The sequence below is a fragment of the Actinokineospora fastidiosa genome, from assembly GCF_014648415.1.
Taxonomy (GTDB): Bacteria; Actinomycetota; Actinomycetes; order Mycobacteriales; family Pseudonocardiaceae; genus Actinokineospora; species Actinokineospora fastidiosa.
The window spans coordinates 1,700,464-1,726,161 of the sequence record NZ_BMRB01000002.1; the positions used below are offsets into that span (position 1 = coordinate 1,700,464).

Annotated in this window: 30 protein-coding genes; 8 read left to right on the forward strand and 22 right to left on the reverse strand. The window is 72.4% G+C overall.

The genetic code is table 11. The features are described from left to right. Positions 1-40: 40 nt before the first annotated feature. The 8 genes from IEY98_RS17715 to IEY98_RS17750 form a co-directional block, all read right to left on the reverse strand. Positions 41-796 carry an SAM-dependent methyltransferase gene (locus IEY98_RS17715; RefSeq protein WP_189211511.1) on the reverse strand — a complete coding sequence of 252 codons (756 nt, stop codon included), beginning with the start codon at positions 794-796 and terminating at the stop codon, positions 41-43. A 16-nt stretch (positions 797-812) separates the two neighbouring features. Continuing rightward, a complete protein-coding gene (lgt, locus tag IEY98_RS17720; protein WP_189211512.1) occupies positions 813-1,847 on the reverse strand; it encodes a prolipoprotein diacylglyceryl transferase in 1,035 nt (344 codons plus the stop codon). Between the two features lie 48 nt (positions 1,848-1,895). After that, positions 1,896-2,441, reverse strand: coding sequence for a Uma2 family endonuclease (locus IEY98_RS17725; RefSeq protein ID WP_308425903.1), 546 nt, complete (start codon positions 2,439-2,441; stop codon positions 1,896-1,898). 139 nt (positions 2,442-2,580) lie between these two features. Continuing rightward, positions 2,581-3,375, reverse strand: coding sequence for a tryptophan synthase subunit alpha (gene trpA, locus IEY98_RS17730; RefSeq protein WP_373292406.1), 795 nt, complete (start codon positions 3,373-3,375; stop codon positions 2,581-2,583). Then, on the reverse strand, positions 3,375-4,607 hold the full coding sequence (trpB, locus tag IEY98_RS17735; protein WP_189211515.1) for a tryptophan synthase subunit beta: 1,233 nt from the start codon (positions 4,605-4,607) through the stop codon (positions 3,375-3,377). Before trpB ends, trpA begins: the two co-directional genes overlap by 1 nt. Then, positions 4,604-5,413 (reverse strand): indole-3-glycerol phosphate synthase TrpC, encoded by an 810-nt coding sequence (gene trpC, locus IEY98_RS17740; RefSeq protein WP_189211516.1) that lies wholly within the window; start codon positions 5,411-5,413, stop codon positions 4,604-4,606. The genes trpB and trpC overlap by 4 nt, the downstream gene beginning before the upstream one ends. A gap of 112 nt (positions 5,414-5,525) precedes the next feature. After that, the gene (locus IEY98_RS17745) at positions 5,526-6,020 is read right to left on the reverse strand and encodes a Trp biosynthesis-associated membrane protein (protein ID WP_189211517.1); all 495 of its coding nucleotides are present in this window, start codon (positions 6,018-6,020) and stop codon (positions 5,526-5,528) included. Further along, the gene (locus tag IEY98_RS17750; RefSeq protein WP_189211518.1) at positions 6,013-7,569 is read right to left on the reverse strand and encodes an anthranilate synthase component I; all 1,557 of its coding nucleotides are present in this window, start codon (positions 7,567-7,569) and stop codon (positions 6,013-6,015) included. Before IEY98_RS17750 ends, IEY98_RS17745 begins: the two co-directional genes overlap by 8 nt. 93 nt (positions 7,570-7,662) lie before the next feature. Here IEY98_RS17750 and IEY98_RS17755 point away from each other — a divergent pair, with 93 nt between their 5' ends. Then, positions 7,663-8,268, forward strand: a complete 606-nt coding sequence (locus tag IEY98_RS17755) for a TetR/AcrR family transcriptional regulator (RefSeq protein WP_189211519.1) — start codon at positions 7,663-7,665, stop codon at positions 8,266-8,268. Here IEY98_RS17755 and hisI read toward each other — a convergent pair. The 4 genes from hisI to IEY98_RS17775 all read right to left on the reverse strand — a co-directional run bounded on the left by hisI (position 8,265) and on the right by IEY98_RS17775 (position 10,295). Next, a complete protein-coding gene (gene hisI / locus IEY98_RS17760) occupies positions 8,265-8,603 on the reverse strand; it encodes a phosphoribosyl-AMP cyclohydrolase (RefSeq protein ID WP_189211520.1) in 339 nt (112 codons plus the stop codon). The two genes, IEY98_RS17755 and hisI, sit on opposite strands and share 4 nt — an antisense overlap. Beyond that, positions 8,596-8,949: a PGF-CTERM sorting domain-containing protein gene (locus tag IEY98_RS17765; protein ID WP_189211521.1), complete on the reverse strand. Its 354-nt coding sequence runs from the start codon at positions 8,947-8,949 to the stop codon at positions 8,596-8,598. Before IEY98_RS17765 ends, hisI begins: the two co-directional genes overlap by 8 nt. Then, on the reverse strand, positions 8,946-9,704 hold the full coding sequence (hisF, locus tag IEY98_RS17770; protein ID WP_189211522.1) for an imidazole glycerol phosphate synthase subunit HisF: 759 nt from the start codon (positions 9,702-9,704) through the stop codon (positions 8,946-8,948). Before hisF ends, IEY98_RS17765 begins: the two co-directional genes overlap by 4 nt. A 66-nt stretch (positions 9,705-9,770) precedes the next feature. Further along, a complete protein-coding gene (locus IEY98_RS17775; protein WP_189211523.1) occupies positions 9,771-10,295 on the reverse strand; it encodes a hypothetical protein in 525 nt (174 codons plus the stop codon). A gap of 283 nt (positions 10,296-10,578) precedes the next feature. On the opposite strand from IEY98_RS17775, the gene IEY98_RS17780 reads away from it, so the two are divergent. Then, positions 10,579-11,511 carry an NAD(P)/FAD-dependent oxidoreductase gene (locus IEY98_RS17780; protein WP_189211524.1) on the forward strand — a complete coding sequence of 311 codons (933 nt, stop codon included), beginning with the start codon at positions 10,579-10,581 and terminating at the stop codon, positions 11,509-11,511. A gap of 635 nt (positions 11,512-12,146) precedes the next feature. Then, positions 12,147-12,797, forward strand: coding sequence for a S1 family peptidase (locus IEY98_RS17785; RefSeq protein WP_189211525.1), 651 nt, complete (start codon positions 12,147-12,149; stop codon positions 12,795-12,797). On the opposite strand, the gene IEY98_RS17790 is transcribed toward IEY98_RS17785, so the two are convergent. Then, positions 12,794-14,398 (reverse strand): alkaline phosphatase D family protein, encoded by a 1,605-nt coding sequence (locus tag IEY98_RS17790; protein ID WP_189211526.1) that lies wholly within the window; start codon positions 14,396-14,398, stop codon positions 12,794-12,796. The genes IEY98_RS17785 and IEY98_RS17790 overlap by 4 nt on opposite strands. 90 nt (positions 14,399-14,488) lie before the next feature. Here IEY98_RS17790 and IEY98_RS17795 point away from each other — a divergent pair, with 90 nt between their 5' ends. Continuing rightward, entirely contained in the window at positions 14,489-14,866 is a 378-nt protein-coding gene (locus tag IEY98_RS17795; RefSeq protein ID WP_189211527.1) for a PPOX class F420-dependent oxidoreductase, read from the forward strand. On the opposite strand, the gene priA is transcribed toward IEY98_RS17795, so the two are convergent. Together priA and hisH are read right to left on the reverse strand one after the other, a co-directional pair. Then, positions 14,863-15,594: a bifunctional 1-(5-phosphoribosyl)-5-((5-phosphoribosylamino)methylideneamino)imidazole-4-carboxamide isomerase/phosphoribosylanthranilate isomerase PriA gene (gene priA / locus IEY98_RS17800; RefSeq protein WP_189211528.1), complete on the reverse strand. Its 732-nt coding sequence runs from the start codon at positions 15,592-15,594 to the stop codon at positions 14,863-14,865. The genes IEY98_RS17795 and priA overlap by 4 nt on opposite strands. Positions 15,595-15,660: 66 nt before the next feature. Next, entirely contained in the window at positions 15,661-16,290 is a 630-nt protein-coding gene (gene hisH / locus IEY98_RS17805) for an imidazole glycerol phosphate synthase subunit HisH (protein ID WP_189211529.1), read from the reverse strand. Between the two features lie 100 nt (positions 16,291-16,390). Here hisH and IEY98_RS17810 point away from each other — a divergent pair, with 100 nt between their 5' ends. From IEY98_RS17810 to IEY98_RS17820, 3 genes are all read left to right on the forward strand, one after another. After that, positions 16,391-16,609 carry a hypothetical protein gene (locus IEY98_RS17810; protein ID WP_189211530.1) on the forward strand — a complete coding sequence of 73 codons (219 nt, stop codon included), beginning with the start codon at positions 16,391-16,393 and terminating at the stop codon, positions 16,607-16,609. 157 nt (positions 16,610-16,766) lie between these two features. After that, positions 16,767-18,971 carry an NHL repeat-containing protein gene (locus IEY98_RS17815; RefSeq protein WP_189211531.1) on the forward strand — a complete coding sequence of 735 codons (2,205 nt, stop codon included), beginning with the start codon at positions 16,767-16,769 and terminating at the stop codon, positions 18,969-18,971. Positions 18,972-19,041: 70 nt separating this feature from the next. Next, complete coding sequence (locus tag IEY98_RS17820; RefSeq protein WP_189211532.1) at positions 19,042-19,560, forward strand: RNA 2'-phosphotransferase; 519 nt, start codon at positions 19,042-19,044, stop codon at positions 19,558-19,560. Here the strand turns inward: IEY98_RS17820 and IEY98_RS17825 are convergent. Next, positions 19,554-20,123 (reverse strand): hypothetical protein, encoded by a 570-nt coding sequence (locus tag IEY98_RS17825; protein WP_189211533.1) that lies wholly within the window; start codon positions 20,121-20,123, stop codon positions 19,554-19,556. The genes IEY98_RS17820 and IEY98_RS17825 overlap by 7 nt on opposite strands. 133 nt (positions 20,124-20,256) lie before the next feature. Between IEY98_RS17825 and soxR the strand changes: the two genes are divergently transcribed. Then, positions 20,257-20,724 (forward strand): redox-sensitive transcriptional activator SoxR, encoded by a 468-nt coding sequence (soxR, locus tag IEY98_RS17830; protein ID WP_189211534.1) that lies wholly within the window; start codon positions 20,257-20,259, stop codon positions 20,722-20,724. On the opposite strand, the gene IEY98_RS17835 is transcribed toward soxR, so the two are convergent. From IEY98_RS17835 to IEY98_RS17860, 6 genes are all read right to left on the reverse strand, one after another. Further along, positions 20,721-21,203, reverse strand: a complete 483-nt coding sequence (locus tag IEY98_RS17835) for an immunity 26/phosphotriesterase HocA family protein (protein ID WP_189211535.1) — start codon at positions 21,201-21,203, stop codon at positions 20,721-20,723. The genes soxR and IEY98_RS17835 overlap by 4 nt on opposite strands. Positions 21,204-21,288: 85 nt before the next feature. Further along, complete coding sequence (locus IEY98_RS17840) at positions 21,289-21,447, reverse strand: CG2302 family histidine operon protein (RefSeq protein ID WP_189211536.1); 159 nt, start codon at positions 21,445-21,447, stop codon at positions 21,289-21,291. Next, positions 21,447-22,049, reverse strand: a complete 603-nt coding sequence (gene hisB, locus IEY98_RS17845) for an imidazoleglycerol-phosphate dehydratase HisB (RefSeq protein WP_189211537.1) — start codon at positions 22,047-22,049, stop codon at positions 21,447-21,449. Before hisB ends, IEY98_RS17840 begins: the two co-directional genes overlap by 1 nt. Then, positions 22,046-23,149, reverse strand: coding sequence for a histidinol-phosphate transaminase (locus IEY98_RS17850; RefSeq protein WP_189211538.1), 1,104 nt, complete (start codon positions 23,147-23,149; stop codon positions 22,046-22,048). Before IEY98_RS17850 ends, hisB begins: the two co-directional genes overlap by 4 nt. Beyond that, complete coding sequence (gene hisD / locus IEY98_RS17855) at positions 23,146-24,468, reverse strand: histidinol dehydrogenase (RefSeq protein ID WP_189211539.1); 1,323 nt, start codon at positions 24,466-24,468, stop codon at positions 23,146-23,148. The genes IEY98_RS17850 and hisD overlap by 4 nt, the downstream gene beginning before the upstream one ends. A gap of 69 nt (positions 24,469-24,537) precedes the next feature. After that, complete coding sequence (locus IEY98_RS17860) at positions 24,538-25,692, reverse strand: aminotransferase class V-fold PLP-dependent enzyme (RefSeq protein ID WP_189211540.1); 1,155 nt, start codon at positions 25,690-25,692, stop codon at positions 24,538-24,540. Positions 25,693-25,698: the final 6 nt, after the last annotated feature.

The window sequence follows — 25,698 nt, forward strand, 5'->3', positions numbered from 1 at the left end:
GGCCTTCAGTGTAACCGATTCGTCGCTGAGCGCGATAAACCTAGGTTCGGGCCACCACGAGCGGGAACGCGAACGTGCGCCCGGCGTCGGCGTCGAGCATCTCCACGGTCTCGGTGGACATCCTGCGGACGAACTCCGTCTTGCCGTGCTCGGCGCACGCCAGCGACCAGGCGCGCCAGTTCTCGACGGCGTTCGGCGCCTCCCTGGCCGACAGGACCGTCACCTGCCCTGGGCGCGACCAGTGGGTCCGCCACCACTCGGCGGTGTGGAAGACGGCGAAGTCGTGCTCCCAGTACCGCTCCAGCCACGGCGGCGGGGTGACGACCTCCGTCCGCACGCCCGGCACGGCGACGCCGATGTAGCCGCCCTTGCGGACGAACGGGGCCAGGTACGGCAGGTAGAGGTCGTCGGTGCCGAAGTACTGGTAGGCGTCGACGCTGATGGCGGCGTCGAAGTAGCCCTTGGCGAACTTGAGGTCGTGCGCCTCGGCGTGGATGGGGAAGACCCGGTCGTCGACACCCGCCTCGGTGAACCGGCGCAGGTTGTCCGTCGGCTTGACCCACAGGTCGCAGGCGAAGACCTGCACGCCGTACTCGCGGGCCAGGAACACCGAGGTCAGGCCCTGGCCGCAGCCGAGGTCGAGCACGCGGTCGCCGGTGCGCAACGGCAGGTCGGCGAGCAGGTCCTCCAGCAGCCACAGCGGGTTGGGGCCCATGCAGCCCTCGATCATCCACATGGGGTCGTACGCGGCGGAGCGGGGGTAGGCGGGCAGGCGGAGTGAAGCGAGGTCGGTCATGGTCGGGGCAGGGCCGTCAGTCGCGCTTGTCCGCGGTCGCGGACGCCTCTTCGCCGTTGGGCTCGTCCTCGCGGTCGGCGCGCTCGCCGTCCTCGTCGGCCGCCCGCTCGCCGTCCGTCACGCGCTCCTCGTCGGTCACGGCCGTGCCGTCCGCGTGGGCCTCCCGGAGCGCGGCCAGGTCCTCCCGGGGGCCGCGCTTGCGGGCGATGACGAAGTACGCGACCGCGCCCAGGAACAGCAGGATCGAGGTCCAGACGTTGACCCGCACGCCGAACACCAGGGTGGCCTCGTCGGTGCGCATGAGCTCGATCCACGTGCGGCCGAGGGTGTAGCCGGCGACGTAGAGGGCGAACACCCGGCCGTGCCCGAGGCGGAAGCGCCGGTCGGCCCAGACGATGACCAGGGCCACGGCGACGTTCCACAGCAGCTCGTAGAGGAACGTCGGGTGCACCGGGCTGCCGTTGATGAGCGTGTGGTCGACGGCGACGCCGTTGAGCGGGTCCTCGACGCCGAACTCGTTGACCCTGCGGTACAGCTCCAGGCCCCAGGGCAGGTCGGTCGGGGCGCCGTAGAGCTCCTGGTTGAAGTAGTTGCCGAGGCGGCCGATGGCCTGCGCGACGACGATGCCGGGCGCGATGGCGTCGGCGAACGCGGGCAGCGGCACGCCGCGCCGCTTGCACCCGATCCAGGCGCCCACCGCGCCGAGCGCGATCGCGCCCCAGATGCCGAGCCCGCCCTCCCAGATCTTGAGGGCGTCGAGGGGGTTCTTCCCCTCCCCGAAGTACCGGTGGTAGTCGGTCGCCACGTGGTAGAGCCGCCCGCCGACCAGCCCGAACGGCACCGCGAACACGGCCACGTCCAACACGGTCCCCGCCGCCCCACCCCGCGCGACGAACCGCTTCTCCCCCCACCAGATGGCCACCACGATGCCCGCGATGATGCACAGCGCGTAGGCGCGCAGGGGGAAGCTGATGAACCCGAGGTCGACCTCCCACACCCCGCGGTCGGGGCTGGGGATGGACGCCAGGACCAGGCTTGAGGCGCTCGTCACGCGCCCACCGTAGCCACCGCGCGTTCGGTCCCGGTGAGGAGGTGCCCCTCAGTCGAGTTTGACGGTCACGGGGACGGGTTCGGTCAGCATGAGCACGCCCAGCATGGGCTCACCGACAGACTCATAGCGACCATGGTCGCCCAGCCGGAAGAGGTCCGTTCGCACGGGCGAGACCAGCGGATCGATGACGACGTAGTGCTGGATGCCCGCCTCCGCGTACAGCTTGCGTTTGCGGTTCCGATCGGTGGCCCGGGAGGAGGGGGACACGATCTCCACCACCATGAGCACGTCGCCCGCTTCGAAGAACAACGCGTCCCGTCCGCAGGCGTCGACCACCGCCAGGTCGGGGATCAGCATGGTGGACATGTTCAGAAGGACGTTGACGCCGGTGAACACCTCCATCGTCGGAGGCAGCGCGGCGTCGATGCCGACCAGGACCCGGCGCTCCACTCGCTGATGCGGGATCGAGGGCGCCGGGCTCACGAGGAGCGAGCCGTCGTCGAGTTCCACCCGCTCGCCCCGGTCCTCGGGGAGCATGAGGAACTCTCCCAGGGTCCACCTGCGCGGAGGTCGGTAGAACGGGTCGCTTGGCATGGCCACTCCGGGTCACCTCCGAGGTCAACCAGTGCCAGGCCAGTCTGGCACGCCGCATGCGGGAGCACGAACCACATGCGCGGAGTATCCGGACCGTGACCGACAGGAACCGGGGCCTTTCAGCGGTCCCGGTTCCGATTCACCCGATCGTGGAAGGGGTGCGGCGGACGCCCTGGGCCAGTTCCTCCGTCAGCGCCCGCACGCCCGCGACGCCGTCGGTGGTCGCGCTGGTGACGTAGGCCGAGCCGACGATCACGGCGTCGGCGAAGGCCGCCACCTCCGCGGCCTGGGCCCCCGACCGCACGCCCAGGCCCACGCCGATCGGCAGGGACGTGTGCTCGCGGGTGCGGGCCACCAGGCCCTCGGCCGCCGAGCCCACCTGGTCGCGCGCGCCGGTCACGCCCATGACCGCCGTGGCGTACACGAAGCCCGACGACGCCTCCACCGTGCGCGCGATGCGCTCGGGGGAGGACGACGGGGCCACGAGGAAGATGCGGTCCAACCCGTGCGCCGAGGAGGCGGCCATCCAGTCGTCGGCCTCGTCGGGGACCAGGTCGGGGGTGATGATGCCCAGCCCGCCCGCCGCGGCGAGGTCGCGGGCGAACGCGTCGATCCCGTACCGCAGGACCGGGTTCCAGTACGTCATCACCACGGCCCGCCCGCCCGCGGCGGAGACCTGCTCCACCACGGTGAACAGCGACTGGAGCCGGAAGCCCGCCGACAGCGCCGTCTCCGCGGCCGCCTGGATCGTGGGCCCGTCCATCACCGGATCGGAGTACGGGACGCCGACCTCGACGAGGTCGCAGCCCGCGTCGACCATGCCGCGCAGCAGGTCGACCGAGCCGTCGACGGTCGGGAAGCCCGCGGGCAGGTACCCCACCAGCGCGGCGCGGCCCTCGGCGCCCACCTCGGCGAACAGCGGCTCCAGGCCCATCACGACTCCCCAAACCCGAAGTACTTCGCCGCCGTGTCCATGTCCTTGTCGCCGCGGCCGGACAGGTTCACCAGCACCAGCCCCTCCGGCCCGAGCTCGCGGCCGAGCACGAGCGCGCCCGCCAGGGCGTGCGCGGACTCGATCGCCGGGATGATGCCCTCGGTCCGCGCCAGCAGCCGGAACGCGTCCATGGCCTCGGCGTCGGTCGCCACGCGGTACTCGGCGCGGCCGGTGTCCTTGAGGAACGAGTGCTCCGGCCCGACGCCGGGGTAGTCCAGGCCAGCCGAGATCGAGTACGCCTCGATGGTCTGCCCGTCGTCGTCCTGCAGCAGGTAGGACATCGCCCCGTGCAGCACGCCCGGGGTGCCCTCCGACAGCGTCGCCCCGTGCTCGCCGGACTCGATGCCGTGCCCGCCCGGCTCGATGCCGACCAGCCGGACGCCGGGGTCGTCGACGAACCCGTGGAAGATGCCGATCGCGTTCGACCCGCCGCCGACGCACGCGGTCACCACGTCGGGCAGGCGGCCCGCCTGGTCGAGGATCTGCGCGCGGGCCTCCGCGCCGATGACGCGGTGGAAGTTGCGCACCATCAGCGGGAACGGGTGCGCGCCAGCGGCGGTGCCCAGCAGGTAGTGCGTGGTGTCCACATTGGTCACCCAGTCGCGGAGCGCCTCGTTGATGGCGTCCTTGAGCGTGCGCGACCCGGACTTCACCGGGATCACCTCGGCGCCGAGCAGCCGCATCCTGGCCACGTTCAGCGCCTGCCGCTCGGTGTCGACCTCGCCCATGTAGACGACGCAGTCCAGGCCCAGCAGCGCGCACGCCGTCGCGGTGGCCACGCCGTGCTGGCCCGCCCCGGTCTCGGCGATGACTCGCTTCTTGCCCATCCGCTTGGTGAGCAGCGCCTGGCCCAGCACGTTGTTGATCTTGTGGGAGCCGGTGTGGTTGAGGTCCTCGCGCTTGAGGAACACCCGCGCGCCGCCCGCGTGCTCGGCGAAGCGCGGCGCCTCGGTCAGCAGCGACGGCCGACCGGCGTAGTCGCGCAGCAGCCGGTTGAACTCGTTGACGAACTCCGGGTCGAGCCGAGCCTTGTCGTACTCGGCGGCCAGCTCGTCCAGGGCGCCGATCAGCGCCTCCGGCATGTAGCGGCCGCCGAAGATGCCGAAGTGGCCGCGCTGATCCGGGTCGTGCGCGCTGTGCGCGTGCGCGTCGAAGTCGGGCTTGTCGTTCATCGGCTCGGCCTCGGGCAGGCGGGGTGCGATCCGGCGGTCACCAGTTGCTGGAGCGCCGCCTTGGGGTCACCGGAGGTGACCAGTCCTTCACCGACGAGCACGGCGTCGGCGCCCGCACCCGCGTACGTCATCAGGTCGCTCGGCCCGCGCACGCCCGACTCGGCGATCTTCACGGTCTCGAACGGCAACCCGGGCGCGAGGCGGCCGAACACGTCGCGGTCGACCTCCAGCGTGTGCAGGTTGCGGGCGTTGACGCCGATGACCGACGCGCCCGCCTCCAGCGCGCGGTCGGCCTCCTCCGCGGTGTGCACCTCGACCAGCGCGGTCATGCCCAGCGACTCGACGCGGTCGAGCAGGGAGGCCAGCACCGGCTGCTCCAGCGCGGCCACGATCAGCAGGACCATGTCCGCGCCGTGCGCCCGCGCCTCGTGCACCTGGTAGGGGGAGATAACGAAGTCCTTGCGCAGCAGGGGAACATCCACCATCGCGCGCACGGCGTCGAAGTCGGCCAGCGAGCCGCCGAAGCGGCGCTGCTCGGTCAGCACGCTGATGACGCGCGCGCCCGCGTCGGCGTAGTCCTTGGCCAGCGACGCGGGGTCGGCGATGGCTGCCAGGTCGCCCTTGGACGGGCTGGCCCGCTTGACCTCGGCGATGACCCCGACGTCCGAGCCGCGCAGGGCGGCGTGGGCGTCCCGGGCGGGCGGGGCCTTGGCGGCCAACTGCTTGATGGTCTCGAACGGGACCAGCGCCTCACGCGCGGCGAGGTCCTCCCGGACACCGTTGACGATGGACTCAAGGATGCTCATGCGGCACCCTCGATCGTTGTGTTGCTCGTGTAATCCCTCACAAGCACTGCCCCTTCCCGCCGGTTCGATGCTAACTCCGGGGCCGTTGGCCACTCCGAACCGGGTAGGCGCTTCACCGCTCCAAGTCGGTGGGATCATCACCATCGCTGAGCGACTGCCACAAGTCCGGCTGCGTCTTCCTGCCGCTTGCCGGCGCCGAGTAGCGCGATCCCATACGGGGCATCCGATGCCCGCTCACCGCGACGACCGCGCCCGCCACCGCCATCAGCGCACCGCCCGCGACGGCCGCCGCCGAGCCCCAGGACGACGATTCCGCGCCCAGGCCGACCCAAACGGGATACACCGCGGCGGCGACCACGACCGGGCCCAGCAGCCTGCGCCAGACGCCCGCGAGCGCCAGCAGTCCGGCGATGGCCGCCAGCGCCAGCAGCGCGACCGGGACGAGCGCGGGCGCGACCTCGGAACCGGGCGTGTCCACCACGATCGGCACGTCGCTGCCCGGCCGGGGCCGGGTGCGCCCGCCCCAGGCCAACGCCGATGCTGCCCAGAGCGCACCGGCGGCGAGCACCAGGGCCAGCAGCGCGGTCCAGAGTGGACGCTTAGCCATCCGTCGGCACGGCCGGGCGCATGGTCCCGGCGGTCGCGATGGCGGCCAGCACCGCGCCCGCCTTGTTGACGCACTCGGTGTCCTCCGAGCGGGGGTCGGAGTCGGCCACGATCCCGGCCCCGGCCTGCACGTACGCCACGCCGTCGCGGATCAGCGCGGTGCGGATGGCGATCGCGGTGTCGCCGTCGCCCGCGAAGTCCAGGTAGCCGACGACGCCGCCGTAGAGGCCGCGCCTGATCGGCTCCAGCTCCTCGATCAGCTCCATCGCCCTGGGCTTCGGCGCGCCGGAGAGCGTCCCGGCGGGGAAGCAGGCGGCGACGGCGTCGAAGGCCGTCTTGCCCGGGGCCAGCTCGCCGGTCACCGTCGAGACGATGTGCATGACGTGGCTGTAGCGCTCGACGCGGAAGAAGTCGACCACGTGCACGGTGCCCGGCGCGCACACCCGGCCCAGGTCGTTGCGGCCCAGGTCGACGAGCATGACGTGCTCGGCGCGCTCCTTCTCGTCGGCGAGCAGGTCCTTCTCCAGGATCTGGTCCTCGTCCGGGTCGACCCCGCGCCAGCGGGTGCCCGCGATCGGGTGCGTGGTCGCCCGGCCGTCGCGCACGGTGACCAGCGCCTCCGGGCTGGAGCCGACGATGTCGAAGCCGTCGAGCCGCAGCAGGTACATGTACGGGCTGGGGTTGGTGGTGCGCAGCACGCGGTAGACGTCGAGCGGGTCGGCGTCGGTCTCGACCTCGAAGCGCTGGGAGAGCACCACCTGGAACACCTCGCCCGCCCGGATGGCCTCCTTGGCGGTGCGCACGGCGTCCTGGAAGTCCTCGGGCGTGCGCCTGCGCCGGTAGACCGGCTGCGGGCGGGTGAAGACGGTGGCCGACGGCGGCGACGGGGTCTGGAGCGCGACGGTCATCCCGTCGAGGCGGGCGACGGCGTCGTCGTAGGCGGCGTCCACGCCCTCGGGCGCGTTGTCCCAGTTCACCGCGTTGGCGATGAGCGTGATGGTGCCCTCGTGGTGGTCGAGCGCGGCGAGGTCGGTGGCCAGCAGCATGACCATCTCCGGCAGCCGCAGGTCGTCCTCGGTCAGCTCGGGCAGCCGCTCCAGGCGGCGCACCGAGTCGTAGCCGATGAAGCCGACCATGCCGCCGGTCAGCGGGGGCAGGTCGGGCAGCGGGTCGGTGTGCAGGACCCGGACGGCCTCGCGCAGCGCCTCCATGGGGTCGCCGCCGGTGGGCAGCCCGACCGGCGGCGTGCCGGTCCAGCGGGCCTCGCCGCCGACGGAGGTGAGCGCCGCGGGGCTGTGCACGCCGACAAACGACCAGCGCGACCAGGAGCGGCCGTTCTCGGCCGACTCGAACAGGAACGTGCCGGGGCGGTCCCCGGCGAGCTTGCGGTAGACCCCCACGGGGGTCTCCGCGTCGGCCAGCACCCGGCGCACCACGGGGATCACCCTGCGGTCCGCGGCGAGGGCGTGGAACTCCTCGCGGGTGGGGCTCACCTCGCCCATGCCGGTGGAGACCGGGTAGCGCGGTTGCACACCGATTGCACTCACCATGCGCGTCATTCTGCCGTGTCGGGGGCGGCCAGCGGCCCCTGGCCTAATTCAACATGTGTTGAGCGCAGGATCGCGGTGGGTCATGATGGGACGGTGACCGCCGAGCCAGAACGCCGCCGCGGCCGCCGCCCCGGCGGGGCCGACACCCGTGCCGCCCTGCTGACCGCCGCCCGCGCGGTGTTCACCGAGAGCGGCTACGACGGCGCCACAGTACGCGCCATCGCCCGCCGGGCGGGCGTCGACCCCGCGATGGTCAACCACTGGTTCGGCGGCAAGGAGGCGCTGTTCGCCGAGGCGGTGCTGCACCTGCCGTTCAACCCCAAGGCGCTCATCGCCGAGATCCTCAAGGGCGACCGGGAGGTGCTGGGCGAGCGGATCATCCGCACCTTCCTGACCAACTGGGACGCCCAGGACGGCGGGGTGTTCGCGGCGATGATCCGCAGCGTGTCCGCCCACGAGCAGGTGGCCAACGCGCTGCGGGAGTTCTTCGTCCACCAGGTCTTCGGCCAGATCGTGAGCGCGATGCACGACGACGGCAGCGCGCTGCTGCGGGCCAACCTGGTGGCCAGCCAGATGATCGGCCTGGGCATGGTGCGCTACGTGGCGCGCTTCGACCCGGCCTCGACCGCGGACGTGGAGACGCTGGTGGCCGCCATCGGGCCGACCATCCAGCGGTACCTGACCGGGCCGATCGGCTAGAGCAGCGAGATCCCGTCGAAGCAGGTGCGGGTGCCGGTGTGGCAGGCAGGCCCCTCCTGGTCGACGACCAGCAGGACCGTGTCGCCGTCGCAGTCCAGCCGGACCTCGTGGACCCGCTGGGTGTGCCCGGAGGTCTCGCCCTTCTCCCAGAGCCTGCCCCGGCTGCGGGAGAAGTACGTGGCCCTGCGGGTCGTCAGGGTGCGGTGCAGCGCCTCGTCGTCCATCCAGGCGACCATCAGGACCTCGCCCGTGCCGCGCTGCTGGGCGACCGCGCACACCAGCCCGTCGGCGTTGCGCTTGAGCCGCCCGGCGACAGCCGGGTCGAGGTCACTCATGGGGCACTCCCTGCAGATGTTCGCGCGCGGGCTTGGTCAGCACCAGGATCGCGGCGTAGATATGGGCGGCGGCCAGGACCCCGGACAGCACGCGGAATCCCCAGTGCACGTCGCCCAGGGCGATCAACATGTGGGCCAGAGCGATGAGCCCGGCGGCGACAAAGGCGGCCATCCCCCCGGAGTGCCAGCGCGCGAGCAGCCCCGCGGCCGCCAGCAGCCCGATCACCGCGACGATGACGGGGAAGGTCAGCGCGGCCGCGTCGCGCAGCGCGCCCGCCCCGACGAACAGGACCGCGCCCGCGACGAAGACGGCGATCGCGACGCGGATCTCCAGCGGGCGGCTCACCGGACCTCCACGCCGGAGGCCCGCAGGGTGTCCTTGACCTCGGGGATGCGCAGCTCGCCGAAGTGGAAGACGCTGGCGGCCAGCACGGCGTCGGCCCCCTCGGCGACCGCGGGCGGGAAGTGCTCCAGCGCGCCCGCGCCGCCGCTGGCGATCAGCGGCACGTCGACCGCGGCCCGCACCAGGCGGATCAGCTCGAGGTCGAAGCCCGCCTTGGTGCCGTCGGCGTCCATGGAGTTGAGCAGGATCTCCCCGACGCCCAGTTCCTGGCCGCGCGCGGCCCACTCGACGGCGTCGATGCCGGTGCCGCGCCTGCCGCCGTGCGTGGTCACCTCGAAGCCGGACGGGGTCTCGGCGCGGCGGGCGTCCACCGAGAGCACGACGCACTGCGCGCCGTAGCGGTGCGAGGCCTCGCGCAGGAACTCCGGGCGGGCGATCGCGGCGGTGTTGATGCTGACCTTGTCCGCGCCCGCGCGCAGCAGCTTGTCGACGTCGTCGACCGTGCGCACGCCGCCGCCGACGGTCAGCGGGATGAACACCTGCTCGGCGGTGCGGCGCACGACGTCGTAGGTCGTCTCGCGCTCGCCGGATGACGCGGTGACATCGAGGAAGGTCAGCTCGTCGGCGCCCTCGGCGTCGTAGGCGGCCGCCAGCTCGACGGGGTCGCCCGCGTCGACGAGGTCGGTGAAGTTGACGCCCTTCACCACGCGTCCCGCGTCGACGTCCAGACATGGGATGACCCGCACTGCCACAGCCATGCCCCAAGCGTACGAGAACGGCCGCCGCGACCAGCGGGAAGGGCCGTCCGGTCCGATGTGGAGCGATCAGACCGGGCGGGTCTCCCTGCGCACCTGGTCGACCAGCGCGCGCAGGTCCTCCAGCAGGTGCTTGACGGCGACGCGCACCTCCTCCAGCTTGAGGTCGCGGTCCACTTGGGCCGCCTCCCTGCCCTGGGCCCCGCGCCACCGGCTCTGCGCGCGTCTGCCGAGCACGGCGGCCCTGCGCACGAGGGCGACGACGGGCCCGTTGGCCTTCACCAGTTCCCGGCGGACCTGCACGAGCCCGGCCTGCAGCCGGTGGTGGGTGGTGCCGACGCCGAGGCGCACCATCTCCTCGGCCATGCGCGTCTGCTTGAGCACGTCGTCGCCCACCGCGAACAGCCCGCTCACCTCGGCCAGCCGCGCCGAGCCGTCCCCACCCGCCTCGATCGCGGCCAGGGTGGCGTCCCAGGCGTCGATGGCCGCCTGGACGAGTTCGACGAAGCCGACGACAGCCGGGTCCGCGCGCAGCTGGCGGCGGTCTTCCCCTAGGCCGTCCAACAGTGTGGACAGTGCTGCAGCAGCGGACATCGCGACCTCTTCTCGATCAGGCGCGGCCCAAAATAGCGATCTCCGCCGGGGCGGGATACCTCTTCTCGGAGGAACTATCTGCCGCCGGAACCGCCCGCCGAGCTGTGACCGGACGGCGGTCCGCGTCGGCGGATCGGGGCACGTTCGCTTGATGATCATGAATCGCGGGCGGCGCGGAACCGACTCCACACGCGACACGGGTTGCAGCGGTCGCGGTTAGATCACCTTGCTGTTTCGGCAACAAAGTTTGTCAGGACGGCATCGGCTGGCGCACTGTCGTGTCATGACACGACAGCGGTACAACGTGGTGATCGTCGGCGGTGGCGCGGCGGGCCTGAGCGCGGCCCTCCTCCTCGGCCGGGCCCGCCGCTCGGTGCTGGTGGTGGACGGCGGCGAGCCCCGCAACGCCCCCGCGGCCCACATGCACGGCTTCCTGTCCCGCGACGGCCTGCCGCCGCGGGAGTTGTTGGCGATCGGACGGGAGGAGGTGCGGCGGTATGGGGTCGAGGTCCACCAGGGCCACGTCCTGTCGGTGTCCGAGGACCTCACCGTCGAGATCGACAACCGCCCACCCGTCCACGCCCGACGCGTGCTCCTGGCAACCGGCATGCGCGACGAACTGCCCCCCATCCCCGGCCTCCGGGACCGCTGGGGCCGAGACGTCCTGCACTGCCCGTACTGCCACGGCTGGGAAGTCCGGGACTCGGAGATCGCGGTACTGGCGACGGGGCCCGCGAGCATCCACCAGGCGTTGATGTTCCGGCAGTGGACGCCGAACCTCACCCTGCTGACCCACACCCACCCGCGCCCCACGGACGCGGACGCCGCAAAGCTGGCGGCAAGGGGGATCTCAGTGGTCCCCGGCGAGGTGACGGCCCTGGAAATTCGCGACGACGCCCTGACCGGAGTCCGCCTACACAACGGTGTCGTGCTCCCGGTGCGCGCGCTAGCGGTTGCCCCCCACTTCTCCCCCCGCCTGCCCGCGACCGCCCTAACCCCGACACCCCACCCGAACGGAATGGGCACCCACATCCCCACGGACGCCACCGGCCGCACCGCAATCCCCGGCCTGTGGGCCGCAGGCAACGTCACCGACCCCATGGCCACCGTCCCCGACGCCACAGCCGCAGGCGCCACAGCCGCCCGAGCCCTCAACACCGACCTGATCGCCGAGGACACCGACCTAGCCCTCCGCGCCGCCCCCCAAATGATCTGACCATCCGACCCACCCCAGATGCCCACACCATCCCAATCCCAGATGCCCACATCATCCGAATGACGTCACCATTTCAAACCCAGATGACCACACCATCCGGACGACAGAACCACCCCAACCCAGATGACCCCACCATCTGGATGACGTGACCATCTGAACGGCGCCATCATTCCAAGCCCCGGCAGCCGATCCAGATGGCGTGATCATCCGAAATTCAGATGATGCCACCATCGGAACCGCCTTCCCTCCGCGCCAGGCGGGCCAGCCAGCCACCAGGGCTCAGGGTGCAAGCCCGACCAGCCCACCGAGCCTGCACCCTGCCGGGCTTACCGGGCTGCCGGACCTACCGCTCCGCCTACCGCGCCTGCCGGGCTTGCCGCGCGCGACCTGCCAGGCGAGCCGGGCCACCTGCCAGGCCAGCCGGGCAGCCTGCCGCGCCTGCCCGACCGGCCGTGCCACCTGCCGGGCTGGCCGTTCAGATGGTGACATCATTTCGATCGTCGTTCGGATGATGTGGTCATCTGTGGGTCGAGCCTCTCGGCCAGTGAGATGGCAATGGTGAGGGCCGAATGGCGGTGCCTCGGCGGGGGTGGGCGTTCCTACCTTCGCAAGTGCCGCCGTCTTGGGGAGGTCCCGTGATCGCCGCTGCTGCCGCCGTGCTCGCCCTGTTGGCCCCCGCCGCGCCGGTCGCTGTGGCGGACGGGGCGGATGCCGCGCCCGCCGTGCTTTTTGGCGCGGCCGCCGGGCCGGTTGGTGAGGGCGCCGTTGGACCCTCCGCGCCCGTCGTCGGGGGTGATCCGTTCTACCTCGATGGGCGGCGGTGCGTCGTGGGGTTCAACGCCAAGACCTCTACTGGTGCGCATCGGCTCCTGGTCAGTGGGGCGTGCACCGGTTCCCCCCGGGCGATCGACGTCATCCTGCCGCCCAAGGGGTCCACCTCCACCCCGCTGGTGCGCGGCCCTGGCGGCACCATCACCGTGCGCGGGGTCAGGCAGGCGCCCGTGGGGGCCGCCGTGTGCGCCAGTGGGCCCACCACCGGATGGCGGTGCGGCACCATCCAGGCCAAGAACGTGACCATCACCTTCCCCGGCGGCACCCTCTACGGCCTCACCCGCACCTCCATCTGCTCCGAGCCCGGCGACCTCGGCAGGCCGGTGATGGCCGGGGATCAGGCGCAGGGGATCACGGTCGGGGGGAGCGGCAACTGCGCCTCCGGCGGCACTACCTACTTCATGCCGCTGCCCCCGACCCTGTCCGCCTACGACCTGACCCTGCACACCGCCTAGGAGCTGACCTTCTGCGTCCCGCTCAGCGTCGCCAGGGACTTGGCGTGGCGGACGCCCGAGGTGGGGCTGAGGCGGTCGGCCAGGTAGTACCAGTCGACCTGGACGCGGGCCCGGGACACGTCCACCACCGAGTACCCGTGCGAGTCCAGCTCGACGTACTTGAGGTGCCAGTTGCGCGCCGCCAGTGCGGCCTCCGCGACCGGCGACAGCGAGCGCGGCGGCACGTTCAGCAGGTCGTCGATGTTGTCGCTGGTCACCGACGGCGTGACGAACTCGACGGCGGCGCTGTTGCCGTTCCACCAGTAGCTCGACCGGTCCAGCGGCACGTCCGCGCCCCACGAGGTGTGGATGTCGCCGGTGAGGAAGACGGTGTTGCCGATCCGGTTGTCCTTCAGGTGCCCCAGGAGCTCCTGCCGGTCGGCGGTGTAGCCGTCCCACGCGTCGGCGTTGGCCGCGACGCTGCCGACCGGCAGGCCGAGCAGTTCGCCGAGGGCCTCCAGGAACCGGGACTCGATGTTGCTCAGCGAGATCGGGGTGACCATCACCGAGTTGCCGACGAGCTTCCACCGCGCGTCGGTCACCAGGCCGGACTTCAGCCACGCCATCTGCGGGTCGCCGGTGATCGTGCGCGCCGGGTCGTTCGGGTCGCCCTGCGATGGCGTCGTCTGCTTGGACCGGTAGCTGCGCAGGTCCAGCAGCGACAGCTCGGCCAGGCGCCCCCAGCGGAACCGGCGGTAGATCTCACCGTTCGGACCCTGCCGCACCGGCATCCACTCGAAGTACGCCTGGTGCGCCGCGGCTTTCCTGGCGCTCCAGGGGCCTTCGCCCGGCTGGTGGTTCTCCGCGCCGTCGGACCACGCGTCGTTGGCGTACTCGTGGTCGTCCCACGTGATGAACCACGGCTTGGCAGCGTGCAGCGCCTGCAGGTCGGGGTCGGACTTGTAGAGGGCGTGCCGCTGCCGGTAGTCGGCCAGCGTCAGCATCTCGTGCGCGGGCACGTGCGGGCGGATGGTGACGCCGCGCGCGCCGTACCCGCCGACCGGGTACTCGTAGAGGTAGTCGCCGACGTGCAGCACGCCGTCGAGGTCGGCGCGCGCCGCGAGGTGGCGGTAGCTGGAGAAGTAGCCCGCCTGCCAGTTGGAGCAGGAGACCAGGCCCAGCTTGAGCCCGTCGACGTCGGCGTCCGGGGCGGGCGCGGTGGCGGTCCGCCCGGTCGCGGACGCGACGCCGTCAAGCAGGAACCGGTAGTGGTACGCCGTCGCGGGCGCCAGCCCGCCCGCGTCGACCTTGACGGTGTGGTCGCGCTCGGGCCCGGTGGTGACCGCGCCCGAGGAGACGACGTCGGCGAACGCGGCGTCCAGCGCCACCTCCCAGCGCACCTCGACGCCGGGGCCGACGCCGGAGCCCGGCGTCGATTCGGGCGTGGGCGTCACCCGGGTCCACAGCAGGACCCGGTCGGGAAGCGGGTCGCCGGAGGCGACGCCGTGCGCGAACTGCGGCACGGCCGCGGCGGCGCGGGCGGCGAGCGCGGCGGGGACCAGCAGGGCGCCGCCTGCGACGGCCGACGTGCGGAGGAACGTGCGGCGAGTGGTGGGAGTCACGCCTGCCAGTGGTACACCGGCAAGGTTTCTGTCACACCCGCTACTCGGGTGAATTACCGCCGAACTCCCCGCGCCCCTACGGTGGACGCCATGACCCCACTGGCTCGCCTGGGCGCGGGCAAGTACGTGCTCGTCACCACCTACCGCCGCGACGGGCGCGCGGTGCCGACCCCGGTCTGGGTGGTGCGCGACGACGACGAGCTGCTGATCTGGACCGTGACCGATTCCGGCAAGGTCAAGCGCATCCGCAACAACCCGCGCGTCGAGCTCGCCGAGTGCGACTTCCGCGGGCGGCCGACGGGCGAGTCCGTGCCCGCGACCGCCCGCCTGCTCGACGCCGACGAGACCGAGCGCACCCGCAGGCTGATGCGCCGCAAGTACGGCATCACCGGGACCCTGACGATCCTGGGCAGCAAGCTGCGCCGGGGTGCGCGCGGCACCATCGGCGTCGCGCTGACCCTGGACTAACGAACGGCGGCGAGCGCGTCCGGCAGGGTGAAGTTGCCGTTGTAGAGCGCCTTGCCGATGATCGCGCCCTCGACGCCGTCGCCGGACAGCTTCGCCAGCTCGCGCAGGTCGTCGATGCTCGACACCCCGCCCGAGGCGATCACCGGGGCGTCGGTGCGGGCGCAGACCTGGCGGAGCAGGTCGGTGTTCGGGCCGGTGAGGGTGCCGTCGCGGCTGACGTCGGTGACGACGTAGCGGCTGCAGCCCTGGGCGTCGAGGCGGGCCAGGATCTCCCACAGGTCGCCGCCGTCGGTGGTCCAGCCGCGGCCCGCCACCCGGATGCCCGCGTCGCCGATGCGCACGTCGAGGCCGACGGCGATCCGGTCGCCGTACCGGTCGATCGCGGCGGCGCACCAGTCGGGGTTCTCGATCGCGGCGGTGCCCAGGTTGACCCGGGCGCAGCCGGTGGCGAGCGCGGCGGCGAGGGTGTCGTCGTCGCGCAGGCCGCCGGAGAGCTCCACGTCGATGTCGAGCCTGCCCACGACCTCGGCGATCAGCTCGCGGTTGTGGCCCCGGCCGAAGGCGGCGTCGAGGTCGACGAGATGCAGCCACCGCGCGCCGTCGGCCTGCCACGCGGCGGCCGCGTCCCAGGGGGTGCCGTACTCGGTCTCGGTGCCCGCCTCGCCCCGGGTGAGGCGGACGGCCTTGCCGTCGACCACGTCGACGGCGGGCAGCAGCTCAAACGTCACGGGTCACACTATGGCACGCCCGCCCAGGGCTCCCGCAGTGCGGAACACCCCGCTGGAACACCCCGCCTAGGCCACCGACACCAGCCAGTTGCGCAGGAGTTGGGCCCCGGCGTCGCCGGACTTCTCCGGGTGGAACTGGGTGGCCGACAGCGGCCCGTTCTCTGCGGCGGCGACGAACTGCCCGCCGTGGTCGGCCCAGGTCACCAGGGGCGCGATCATCGGCGGCTCCGGGTTGAGCTCCCAGGTGCGCGCGGCGTAGGAGTGCACGAAGTAGAAGCGGGCGTCGTCCAGGCCGTCGAACAGCACGGACTTCTCCGGCGCGCGGACGGTGTTCCAGCCCATGTGCGGCACGATCTCGGCGTCGAGCCGCTCGACCGTGCCGGGCCACTGCCCGCAGCCCTCGGTCTCCACGCCGTGCTCGATGCCGCGCTCGAACAGGATCTGCATGCCCACGCAGATGCCCAGCACGGGACGGCTGCCCGCGAGCCTGCGGCCGATGATCCGCTCGCCGCGCACGCTCCTGAGCCCCGCCATGCAGGCCGCGAACGCGCCCACACCGGGGACGACCAGGGCGTCGCACTCGACGGCGGCATGGAAGTCGGCGGTCACCTCGACGTCGGCGCCGACGCGGCGGAGCGCGCGTTCGGCCGAGCGGAGGTTGCCGGAGCCATAGTCGAGTACGACGACACGTGTCACCCCACCAGCCTAGTCGGCTTCCGTCGTGATGGAACCGTGACCTTCGGCGCGATTCGCTCGTCACCCGGCCGGGTACAAGAGCCAGCGGGTGGTGGTGGCGATGCGCGATCGGTTCACGCGGTGGGGACTGGCCTCTGTGCTGGTCGTCGCCGCGCTGCTGGACGGCTATCTCGCGGTCAGCGAGAACGTGCTGTGGCCGGTCGCGCTCGCCCTGCTGTGGGTGGGTCTCGCCGCGGCGCTGCTGACGGCGCGGACCCCGGAGCCCGCCGCGTTCCCCCAGGCGCGGCGGGCCCCGGAACCCCGGCCCGTCGAGGTCTGAGCCATCCGGGCGATCCTGACACTTTCGAGTAACACCGCCTACACGCACCGCGACGCTCCACGCGGGCGCCCTCCTTTCCATCCGCAAGCGGAAGGACGGCAAAATGCGTGTGCGGAAACATCGAAGACGCGGTATCGCGGCGTTGGCGTGCACGGCGATGGCGCTCCCGCTGATCGCCATCCCGGCGGCCGCGGCGCCCGTGCCCGGCACGGACGTGCTCTACACCCTCGACGAGGACTTCGACCAGGGTGTCCTGCAGGACGTCAACCACGACGCCCCCAACAACGACCAGCTCCAGCTCGACCGGACCACCACCTTCTTCCCGTACGTCAACGTCGCCGCCTCCGCGCGCGGCACGATGGTCCGCATCGACGTCGACACCGGCGAGATCGTCGGCGAGTGGCTCTCCGCGCCCGACGGCCGGGGCCGCAACCCCTCCCGGACCACAGTGGACAGACTGGGCAACACCTGGCTGTCCAACCGCAACGAGGCCGAGGGCGGCCGCGGCTCGGTGACCCGGGTCGGCGTCATCGTCGGCGGCACCCGCGTGGACGGCGCCGGGACGCCCGACCCGAACGGCGACTACCTCGCCGGGCCCTTCTCCTACAACACCTGCGTCGACCGCGACCTCGACGGCCTGATCGCCACCAGCCGCGGCCTCGGCGACATCCGGCCGTGGACCAACGCGGGCGGGGTGGACAACGACGGCGGCGTCGAGACCGCCGCTGACGAATGCCTCATCAACTACACGCGCGTGGCGGGGAACAACACGCGCACCGTCGCGGTCGACGCGCAGAACGACCTGTGGACTGGCGGGTCGGACACGCAGCACGAGAAGCTCGACGGCGAGACCGGCGACGTCATCCCCGGCACCCTGTTCTCCCTGGGCTGCGGCGGCTACGGCGGCCTGATCGACCCGGCAGGCACCCTGTGGTCGGCGCGCTACGGCGCCAACCTGCTGCGGTACGAGACCGGCACCGGCACGGGCGCGTGCCTCGACACCTCGCACGGCGACTACGGCCTCGGCCTCGACCCGAACACCGGCGAGATCTGGCACACCAACGTGGCGGGCAACCGCGTCGCGAAGCTCGCGCCGGACGGCACCGTCCTCGGCGCGTTCCAGCACGGCTTCTCCGGCGCCCAGGGCGTGGCCGTCGACGGCGACGGCAACGTGTGGGTCGCGCACTCGCTCAACGGCGGCACCACCGTCGGGCACCTGCGCACCGACGGCACCTTCGTGGGCAACGTGGCGCTGCCCGGCGGCAGCGGGCCGACCGGCGTGGCGGTCGACAGCAACGGCAAGGTGTGGGTCACCAACATCTACACCGACAACGCCCAGCGCATCGATCCGGCGGCGGGCCCGATCGGCGGCGGCGGCTTCCCGGTCGGCGCGGTGGACCTCACGGTCGACCTGGGCGCGGGCGCGGGGCCGTACAACTACTCGGACATGACCGGCTCGGTCCTCGGCGAGGTCACCGCGCCGGTCGGCACCTGGTCGGTGGTGCAGGACGGCGGGTACGCGAACCAGCTGTGGGGCACCGTCACCTGGAACACCGAGCCGCAGGGCAGCGTGCCCCCGGGGACGTCGATCACCGTCGAGGTCCGCACGGCGAACAGCGAGGCCGACCTGGCCGCGCAGCCGTTCACCGCGGTGGGCAACGACGTCCAGTTCACCGCGACCGGCCGCTACATCGAGGTCCGGGCGACCCTGCGGGCGAACTCCGCAGGCGACAGCCCGGTGCTGTCGGACCTGCGGATCCGCACGCGCGAGCGCTCGGGCGTGTTCTCCTGCCAGGCGACGGCGCTCAACCTGGCCGGGATCGTCGTCGCGCGGGCGAACCCGCCGGACGTGCCGTGCGTCGACGACCACGAGCAGGTGGCCAACGTGAACCTGAACGCGGGCATCCTCAACGTCCGGGCGAACGCGCTGACCGCCACGACGACGCAGACCCCGGACGACCCGCTGGTCCCGCCCGCGGCGGGCGACGCCTCGACCGGGTTCGCCAGGGTCGAGTACACCCGGATCGCCTCGCTGCTGGTGACCATCGAGGTCGGCGTCATCGAGGCCCGGGCGGCGGCGACCTGCGTGGACGGACCGGACGGGCTGCGGCCGGAGTTCACCGGCTCCTCGCAGATCGCCAGCCTGAAGATCAACGGCGTCGCGGTGACCGTGGGCAGCGCGCCGCTGACCATCCCGCTGGTGATCGGCACGCTGAGCCTGAACAGCCAGACGGTCTCCGGCGGCACGATCACCCAGCGCGCCTTGGCCCTCGACACCCTGCTGACCGACGTCGTGGTCGGCGAGGCGAAGGCCAACGTGGAGGGGAAGCCGGAGACGCCGTCCGGCAACCCGTGTAGGTAGCGCGGTGGCGGGGGCGGACCCGATCCGCCCCCGCTATTCGCTTGCCCCGGGGTGCTCTACTGGGGTCGCTATGGACGAGAAGACCATGATCCGGCACTCGAAGCGGCTGTCGAGGCTGCTGCGCCACGATCCCCGAGGGCTCACCATGGACGGCGCGGGCTGGGTGCCGGTCGCCGAGGTCCTCGCGGCGCTGCGGCTGTCCCGGGCGGGGCTGGACGAGGTCGTGGCCCGCAACAACAAGTCGCGCTTCGCGTACGACCCGAGCGGCGCGCTGATCCGGGCCAGCCAGGGCCACTCGCTGCCGGTCGACCTCGGGCTCACCCCGGCGGTCCCGCCGGACGTGCTCTACCACGGCACGGTGGCGTCGTCCCTGGACTCGATCAGGGCCGACGGACTGCGGCCGATGGGCCGCACCCACGTCCACCTGTCCCCGGACGTGGAAACGGCCACCCGCGTCGGCGCCCGCCACGGCCGTCCGGTGGTCCTGACGGTCGCGGCGGGCTCGATGCACGCCGATGGCCTACCGCTGTACGTGAGCGAGAACGGGGTCTGGCTCGCCGACCACGTCCCGCCCGCCTACCTTCAGTAGCGCGGCCGGTTCCGGGACGCGAGCCACTGCGCGCCGGAGCCGCCGAGCGCCATCGCCAGGCCGATGGCGGGCATGATCGCGAAGAACAGCGGGAAGATCGTCGCCAGCGCCTTCATGTCCTCGACGAACTCGAAGCCCCCGTCGTCCACGGCGAGGATGCTGATCAGGTAGTACAGGCAGATCGCCAGCTCCAGCCCGGCCCCGATGAGGTACGGGGTGCGGGTGACGCCGCCCGCGAGCTTCACGCCGCCGAGGATCAGCAGCACGCAGCCCGCGAGCTGGGCGAGGACGACGAGAACGCCGAGAACGACGCCCCCGTCGGCGTCGGAGGCCGCGCCGAGGCCCGCGATCAGGATGATCGAGGTGATCAGCGTGATACCGGCCTGCACGTAACCGAGCACGGCGGCCGTCATGATCGTGCCCGGCCGGGTCGGCGGGGCGTGCTCGGGCGGCGCGGCGGGCATCGAGCCGTAGGGCGGCACGCCGCCTGGTGGCGTCGTCGGGTAGCCCGGGGCCTGCGGATACTGCTGGTCGCCGGGCTGTTGGCCGTACGGCTGGGTCATGGAACTCTCCTCATCCCCACGTCAGGTGGGCCAGATACTGGCACAATCGCCGTGATCGCCTCAGCGGTTACGCGGAATCGGAAACCCGCGATCTACTTCGACCAAAGTCGAACCTTCGCCTAGCCTGGGCCGCGTGTCACCGACTCTGCCCGAGCAGCTCACCATCGGCGAGGTAGCCGACCGCAGCGGCATCCCGCACACGGCCCTGCGGTTCTACGAGGAGCGCGGCCTCATCACCGCCCACCGCAGCGCGGGCAACCAGCGCCGCTACCCCCGCGCCGTCCTCCGCCGCCTCGCCTTCATCCGCACCGCCCAACGCGTCGGCCTCTCCCTCGAGGAGATCCGCGACGCCCTGGCCACCCTCCCCGACGGCCGCACCCCGACGAAGGCCGACTGGGCCCGCCTGTCGAAGTCCTGGCAGGCCGAGATCGACACCCGCATCGACGCCCTCCAACGCCTCCGCGACAACCTCACCGACTGCATCGGCTGCGGCTGCCTGTCGCTGAAGTCGTGCACGCTGATCAACACGGAGGACCGCCTGGCGGCATATGGCCCGGGCGCGCCCCGGCTGAAGGCCTCGTCGGAGGGCGGGATCGGCTAGCCCCGGGTGTCGGACGGCAGCCCCAACGCCGCTGACACCTTCTCGTCGACGGTGTTGTAGTTGCCCAGCCCGGCGAGGCCGCATGGCTCTGTGCGCGCGTCCAGCGGGCTGAAGTGCTCATCCACGTACCGCTGAGTCACCGGATCGAGGAAGCAGTGGACGTCCAGCGTCTCCTCCGGGTGAAGCGCGAGGGTGCCTATGGTCTCGAAGTAGCCGCGCGACCACCCGAGCCGGTTGACGATCTCAGGCGGGATCAACAACGTCGGCGGCGAGAGCTCCGCGCGCGACGGCATTCGCTTGTCGGTTGACCGCAGGGCGTAGACGTAGACCATGATCGCCGGGTGTTCCGACCCCGCGCCCCATTGGGCGTCCAGCTTCACGACCCGGCCGTAGTAGTAGACGCCCTCTAGGGGCGACAGGACGAACACGTCGCCCACCTTGGGCGCGGCTCGGGACTTCTTGAGGACCCGCAGGTTCACTGCTGGGTCTGGACCAAGAGGACGGGACACTCACTCCCCCCGCAGGGATCGACGCCCGCTGCGCTCGCCGTCGAGCCGCGGAACTTCACAGGGACAGGTACCAGGCCACCGCGCCGCCCGCCGCCAACAGGGCCAGTACGCCCAGGACGACCGCTGCCGCCTTCGTCGTCTTCCACATCGTGTACGCGCCGCCGACCAGGATGCCTGCGAGGGCTACCAGGCCGATGCTGACCAGGGCGGACATCAGAGGACGCCCTTGGTCGACGGGATGCCGCCGATGCGGGGGTCGGGTTCGGCGGCGGCGCGGAGGGCCCTGGCGAAGGCCTTGTACTCCGCTTCCGTGATGTGGTGCGGGTCGCGGCCGTGGAGGACGCGGAGGTGGAGGGCGATCTGGGCGTGGAAGGCGATGGACTCGAAGACGTGTCGGTTGAGGACTGTCGGGTAGTTGCCGCCGACGGTGAAGCCGATCATCACGTCCGGCTCTCCGGTGTGGACGCAGTACGGGCGGCCCGAGACGTCGACCGCGGCGTGGGCCAGGGTCTCGTCCATCGGGATCCAGGCGTCGCCGAAGCGGCGGATGCCCGTCTTGTCGCCCAGCGCCGCGCGGAGGGCCTGGCCCAGGACGATGGCGACGTCCTCGACGGTGTGGTGGGCGTCGATGTGGGTGTCGCCGGTCGCCTGGACGGTGAGGTCGAAGGCGCCGTGCGCGCCGAAGGCGGTGAGCATGTGGTCGTAGAACGGGACGCCGGTGGCGATCTCGACCTTGCCGGAGCCGTCGAGGTCGATCTCGACGACGACGGAGGACTCCTTGGTCGCCCGCTCCACCCTGGCCGTGCGGTTGGTCATGGGATGATCTCCTTGCTGGCGGCCAGGAACGCGTCGTTCTCGGCCGGGGTGCCGATGGTGACGCGCAGGTGGCCGTCGATGCCGACGTCGCGGACCAGCACGCCAGCGTCCAAATAGGACTGCCAGGCGGCCGCCCGGTCCGCGAACGGTCCGAACAGGATGAAGTTGGCGTCGCTGGGCACCACGGACGCGCCCAGCCCGGACAGCGCCGCGGCGACCCGGTCGCGCTCGGACGACAGCAGCCGCACCGACGCCAGGGTCTCCTTCGCGTGCCGCAGGGCAGCCCGCGCGCCCGCCTGGGTCAGCGACGACAGGTGGTACGGCAGGCGCACCAGAAGCAGCGCGTCCACCACGGCCGGGGCCGCGGCGAGGTAGCCGAGCCGACCGCCCGCGAACGCGAACGCCTTGCTCATCGTCCGGCTGACGATCACCCGCGCGGGGAACTCGTCGATGAGCCGCACGGCGCTCTCCCGCGAGGAGAACTCCGCGTACGCCTCGTCGACCACCACCACGCCCGGCGCGGCCGCGATCAGCGCACGCAGGTCCGACAGCGGGATCGACTGCCCGGTCGGGTTGTTCGGGCTGGTCACGAACACCACGTCGGGCGCGCGCTCGGCGATCGCCTCGGCCGCGGCGGCGGCGTCGAGGGAGAAGTCCGCGCGCCGGGGCGCGGGGACCCACTCGGTGCGCGTGCCGGAGGCGATGATCGGGTGCATCGAGTACGACGGCTCGAACCCCATCGCCGTGCGCCCGGGACCGCCGAAGGCCTGCAGGATCTGCTGCAGGATCTCGTTGGACCCGTTGGCCGCCCACAGGTTCGCCACCGACAGCCGCACGCCGGTCGCGTCGGACAGGTACTCGGCGAGGTCGGTGCGCAGCGCGACGGCGTCGCGGTCGGGGTAGCGGTTCAGCGTCCCGGCGATCTCCCCGACGGCCGCGACGATCTCGGCGACCAGGCCGGGCGGCGGCGGGAACGGGTTCTCGTTCGTGTTGAGCCGCACGGGCACGTCCAGCTGCGGCGCCCCGTACGGGCTGCGGCCGCGCAGGTCTTCGCGCAGCGGCAGGTCGTCCAGCCGGACCCCGGCCCCCGGGGCGCTCACGAGCGGTCCTCGAAGCGGGCGGTGACGGCCTCGCCGTGCGCGGGCAGGTCCTCTGCGGTGGCCAGCGCGACGACGTGCCCGGCGACGGCGCGCAGCGCGTCCTCGGTGTACTCCACGACGTGGATGCCGCGCAGGAACGTCTGCACCGACAGCCCGGAGGAGTGCCGCGCGCAGCCGCCGGTCGGCAGCACGTGGTTGGACCCGGCGCAGTAGTCGCCCAGCGACACCGGCGACCACGGTCCGACGAAGACCGCGCCCGCGTTGCGCACCCTGGCCGCCACCGCCGCAGCGTCGGCGGTCTGGATCTCCAGGTGTTCGGCGGCGTAGGCGTCCACCACCCGGAGCCCGTCGTCCACAGAGGACACGAGCACGCAGCCCGACTGCGGGCCCGACAGCGCGGTCGCGATGCGCTCGCTGTGCTTGGTCGCCTTGACCCGCACGGCCAGCTCGGCGTCGACGGCGTCGGCCAGCTCGACGGAGTCGGTGACGAGCACGCTCGCCGCCAGCGGGTCGTGCTCGGCCTGGCTGATCAGGTCGGTGGCCACGTGCGCCGGGTCGGCGCCCGCGTCGGCGAGCACCGCGATCTCGGTCGGCCCGGCCTCGGAGTCGATCCCGATCAGCCCGCGCAGCAGGCGCTTGGCCGCGGTCACGTAGATGTTGCCCGGGCCGGTGACCATGTCGACCGGGTCCAGCGCGGCGCCGTCGGTGTCCGTGCCGCCGTAGGCGAGCAGCGCGACGCCGTGCGCCCCGCCGACCGCCCACACCTCGGTGACGCCCAGCAGCGCGGCGGCGGCCATGATCGCCGGGTGCGGCAGGCCGCCGAACTCCGCCTGCGCGGGCGAGCACACGACCAGCGACTCGACGCCCGCGGTCTGCGCGGGCACGACGTTCATGACCACGCTGGACGGGTACACCGCCAGCCCGCCGGGCACGTACAGCCCGACCCTGGCCACCGGCACCCACTTCTCCGTCACGGTCCCGCCGGGCACGACCCGGGTCGTGGTGTCGGTGCGCCGCTGGTCGGCGTGCACGCGGCGGGCGCGCTCGATCGACTCCTCCAGCGCCGCCCGCACTGCCGGGTCCAGCTCGGCCAGCGCCCGGTCCAGCTCGGCGGCGGGCACCCGCACGGCGGCCGGGCGCACCCCGTCGAACCGCTCGGTGTACTCCAGCGCCGCGTCGGCCCCGCGCTCGCGCACCGCGTCGACGATCGGCCGCACGTGATGCAGCACGGCGTCCACGTCGACCTGGGCCCGGGGCAGCGTCGTGCGCAGCTCGGCGGGCGTGGGGACGGCGGAGCGCAAGTCGATTCGGGTGAGCATGGTGTCCTTTCAGCCAGGCCCCCAGCGTAGTGCGCGCCGCCCGCGCGCCTGCGGACCGGTAGGCGCAGCTCACACCGTCCCAACCAGCTCCACCGCCCGATCGATCTGCTCGTCGCTGACGAAGTAGTGCGGCGAGGCGCGGACCATGCTCTCCAGCCCGCGCCGGGTCATGTCGAACCGGGTGGAGGAGCGCCTGCTCACCGTGACCGTCACGCCCGCCTGCCGCAGCCGGTCGCGCAGCTCGTCGGCGGCAGTGCCCACCTTGCTGAACGTGACGATGCCGCAGCGCTGTTTGCCCAGGTCGTGGACGGTGACGCCGGGCAGTTCGGCGAGCCCGGCCCGCAGCCGCTCTGCGCGGGCGGCCACCTCGGCGGCGACCACGTCGACGCCGAGGTCCAGCAGGTAGCGGGCGGCGGCGTAGAGGCCGAGCCGGTTCGCGACGGAGTTCTCCCACAGCTCGAAGACGCGGGCGTCCTCGCGGAGCTTGATCTGGTCGGTGTCGGTCCACTCGCCGCCGTGCAGGTCGGGCAGCCTCGGCCGCAGCCGGTCGCGGGCGGCGGCGCGCACCACGAGGAACCCGGTCCCGCGCGGGCCGCGCAGCCACTTGCGCCCGGCGCCGGTGATGACGTCGACCCCGGTCTCGGCCGCCGACACCGGCACCTGGCCGACCGACTGGCAGGCGTCGAGGAACACCAGCGCCCCGACCTCGTGCGCGGCGGCCACGACCTCGCGGACGGGGTTCACCAGGCCGCCGTTGGTGGGCACGTGCACCAGGGAGACCAGCTTGACCCGCTCGTCGAGCATCCCGCGCAGCGCGTCGACGTCGACCTCGCCGTCGGGCGTCGACGGCACGACCTCGATGCGCGCGCCCGCGTTGAGCAGCGGGATCGCGGTGCCGCCGTACTCGACCTCGGTGACCAGCACGCGGTCGTCGGGCCCGAGGTCGAGCCCGGCGAAGGCGGTCAGCCACGACCGGGTGGCGCCGTCGGTGAAGGCGACCTCGTCGGGCTCGCAGCCCAGCAGCTCGGCGAACAGCGGGTAGCCCTGGTCGAGGTCGGCGTCGTCGCCCGCGCGGTAGCCGCCGATCTCGGCCTCCCTGCGCAGGTGTCCGATGACGGCGTCCAGCACCGGCCGAGGCGGCAGCGAGGAGCCCGCGCTGTCGAGGAAGACCTGGTCGAGGCAGCCGGGGGTGTCGGCGCGGACGGCGGCGAGATCGAAGACCATGCCGTC

What these genes read in the sequence shown, in the direction of transcription:
- hisB (WP_189211537.1), bottom strand. Translation starts at nt 22,049, where the DNA reads ATGACCAACCGCACGGCCAGGGTGGAGCGGGCGACCAAGGAGTCCTCC.
- IEY98_RS17715 (WP_189211511.1), bottom strand. Translation starts at nt 796, where the DNA reads ATGACCGACCTCGCTTCACTCCGCCTGCCCGCCTACCCCCGCTCCGCC.
- trpA (WP_373292406.1), bottom strand. Translation starts at nt 3,375, where the DNA reads ATGGGCCTGGAGCCGCTGTTCGCCGAGGTGGGCGCCGAGGGCCGCGCC.
- IEY98_RS17820 (WP_189211532.1), top strand. Translation starts at nt 19,042, where the DNA reads ATGGACGAGAAGACCATGATCCGGCACTCGAAGCGGCTGTCGAGGCTG.
- IEY98_RS17815 (WP_189211531.1), top strand. Translation starts at nt 16,767, where the DNA reads ATGGCGCTCCCGCTGATCGCCATCCCGGCGGCCGCGGCGCCCGTGCCC.
- IEY98_RS17795 (WP_189211527.1), top strand. Translation starts at nt 14,489, where the DNA reads ATGACCCCACTGGCTCGCCTGGGCGCGGGCAAGTACGTGCTCGTCACC.
- IEY98_RS17840 (WP_189211536.1), bottom strand. Translation starts at nt 21,447, where the DNA reads ATGTCCGCCCTGGTCAGCATCGGCCTGGTAGCCCTCGCAGGCATCCTG.
- trpB (WP_189211515.1), bottom strand. Translation starts at nt 4,607, where the DNA reads ATGAACGACAAGCCCGACTTCGACGCGCACGCGCACAGCGCGCACGAC.
- IEY98_RS17825 (WP_189211533.1), bottom strand. Translation starts at nt 20,123, where the DNA reads ATGACCCAGCCGTACGGCCAACAGCCCGGCGACCAGCAGTATCCGCAG.
- IEY98_RS17775 (WP_189211523.1), bottom strand. Translation starts at nt 10,295, where the DNA reads ATGTCCGCTGCTGCAGCACTGTCCACACTGTTGGACGGCCTAGGGGAA.
- IEY98_RS17725 (WP_308425903.1), bottom strand. Translation starts at nt 2,441, where the DNA reads ATGCCAAGCGACCCGTTCTACCGACCTCCGCGCAGGTGGACCCTGGGA.
- IEY98_RS17750 (WP_189211518.1), bottom strand. Translation starts at nt 7,569, where the DNA reads ATGGTGAGTGCAATCGGTGTGCAACCGCGCTACCCGGTCTCCACCGGC.
- hisI (WP_189211520.1), bottom strand. Translation starts at nt 8,603, where the DNA reads ATGAGTGACCTCGACCCGGCTGTCGCCGGGCGGCTCAAGCGCAACGCC.
- trpC (WP_189211516.1), bottom strand. Translation starts at nt 5,413, where the DNA reads ATGAGCATCCTTGAGTCCATCGTCAACGGTGTCCGGGAGGACCTCGCC.
- hisF (WP_189211522.1), bottom strand. Translation starts at nt 9,704, where the DNA reads ATGGCTGTGGCAGTGCGGGTCATCCCATGTCTGGACGTCGACGCGGGA.
- hisD (WP_189211539.1), bottom strand. Translation starts at nt 24,468, where the DNA reads ATGCTCACCCGAATCGACTTGCGCTCCGCCGTCCCCACGCCCGCCGAG.
- IEY98_RS17780 (WP_189211524.1), top strand. Translation starts at nt 10,579, where the DNA reads ATGACACGACAGCGGTACAACGTGGTGATCGTCGGCGGTGGCGCGGCG.
- IEY98_RS17860 (WP_189211540.1), bottom strand. Translation starts at nt 25,692, where the DNA reads ATGGTCTTCGATCTCGCCGCCGTCCGCGCCGACACCCCCGGCTGCCTC.
- IEY98_RS17810 (WP_189211530.1), top strand. Translation starts at nt 16,391, where the DNA reads ATGCGCGATCGGTTCACGCGGTGGGGACTGGCCTCTGTGCTGGTCGTC.
- IEY98_RS17745 (WP_189211517.1), bottom strand. Translation starts at nt 6,020, where the DNA reads ATGGCTAAGCGTCCACTCTGGACCGCGCTGCTGGCCCTGGTGCTCGCC.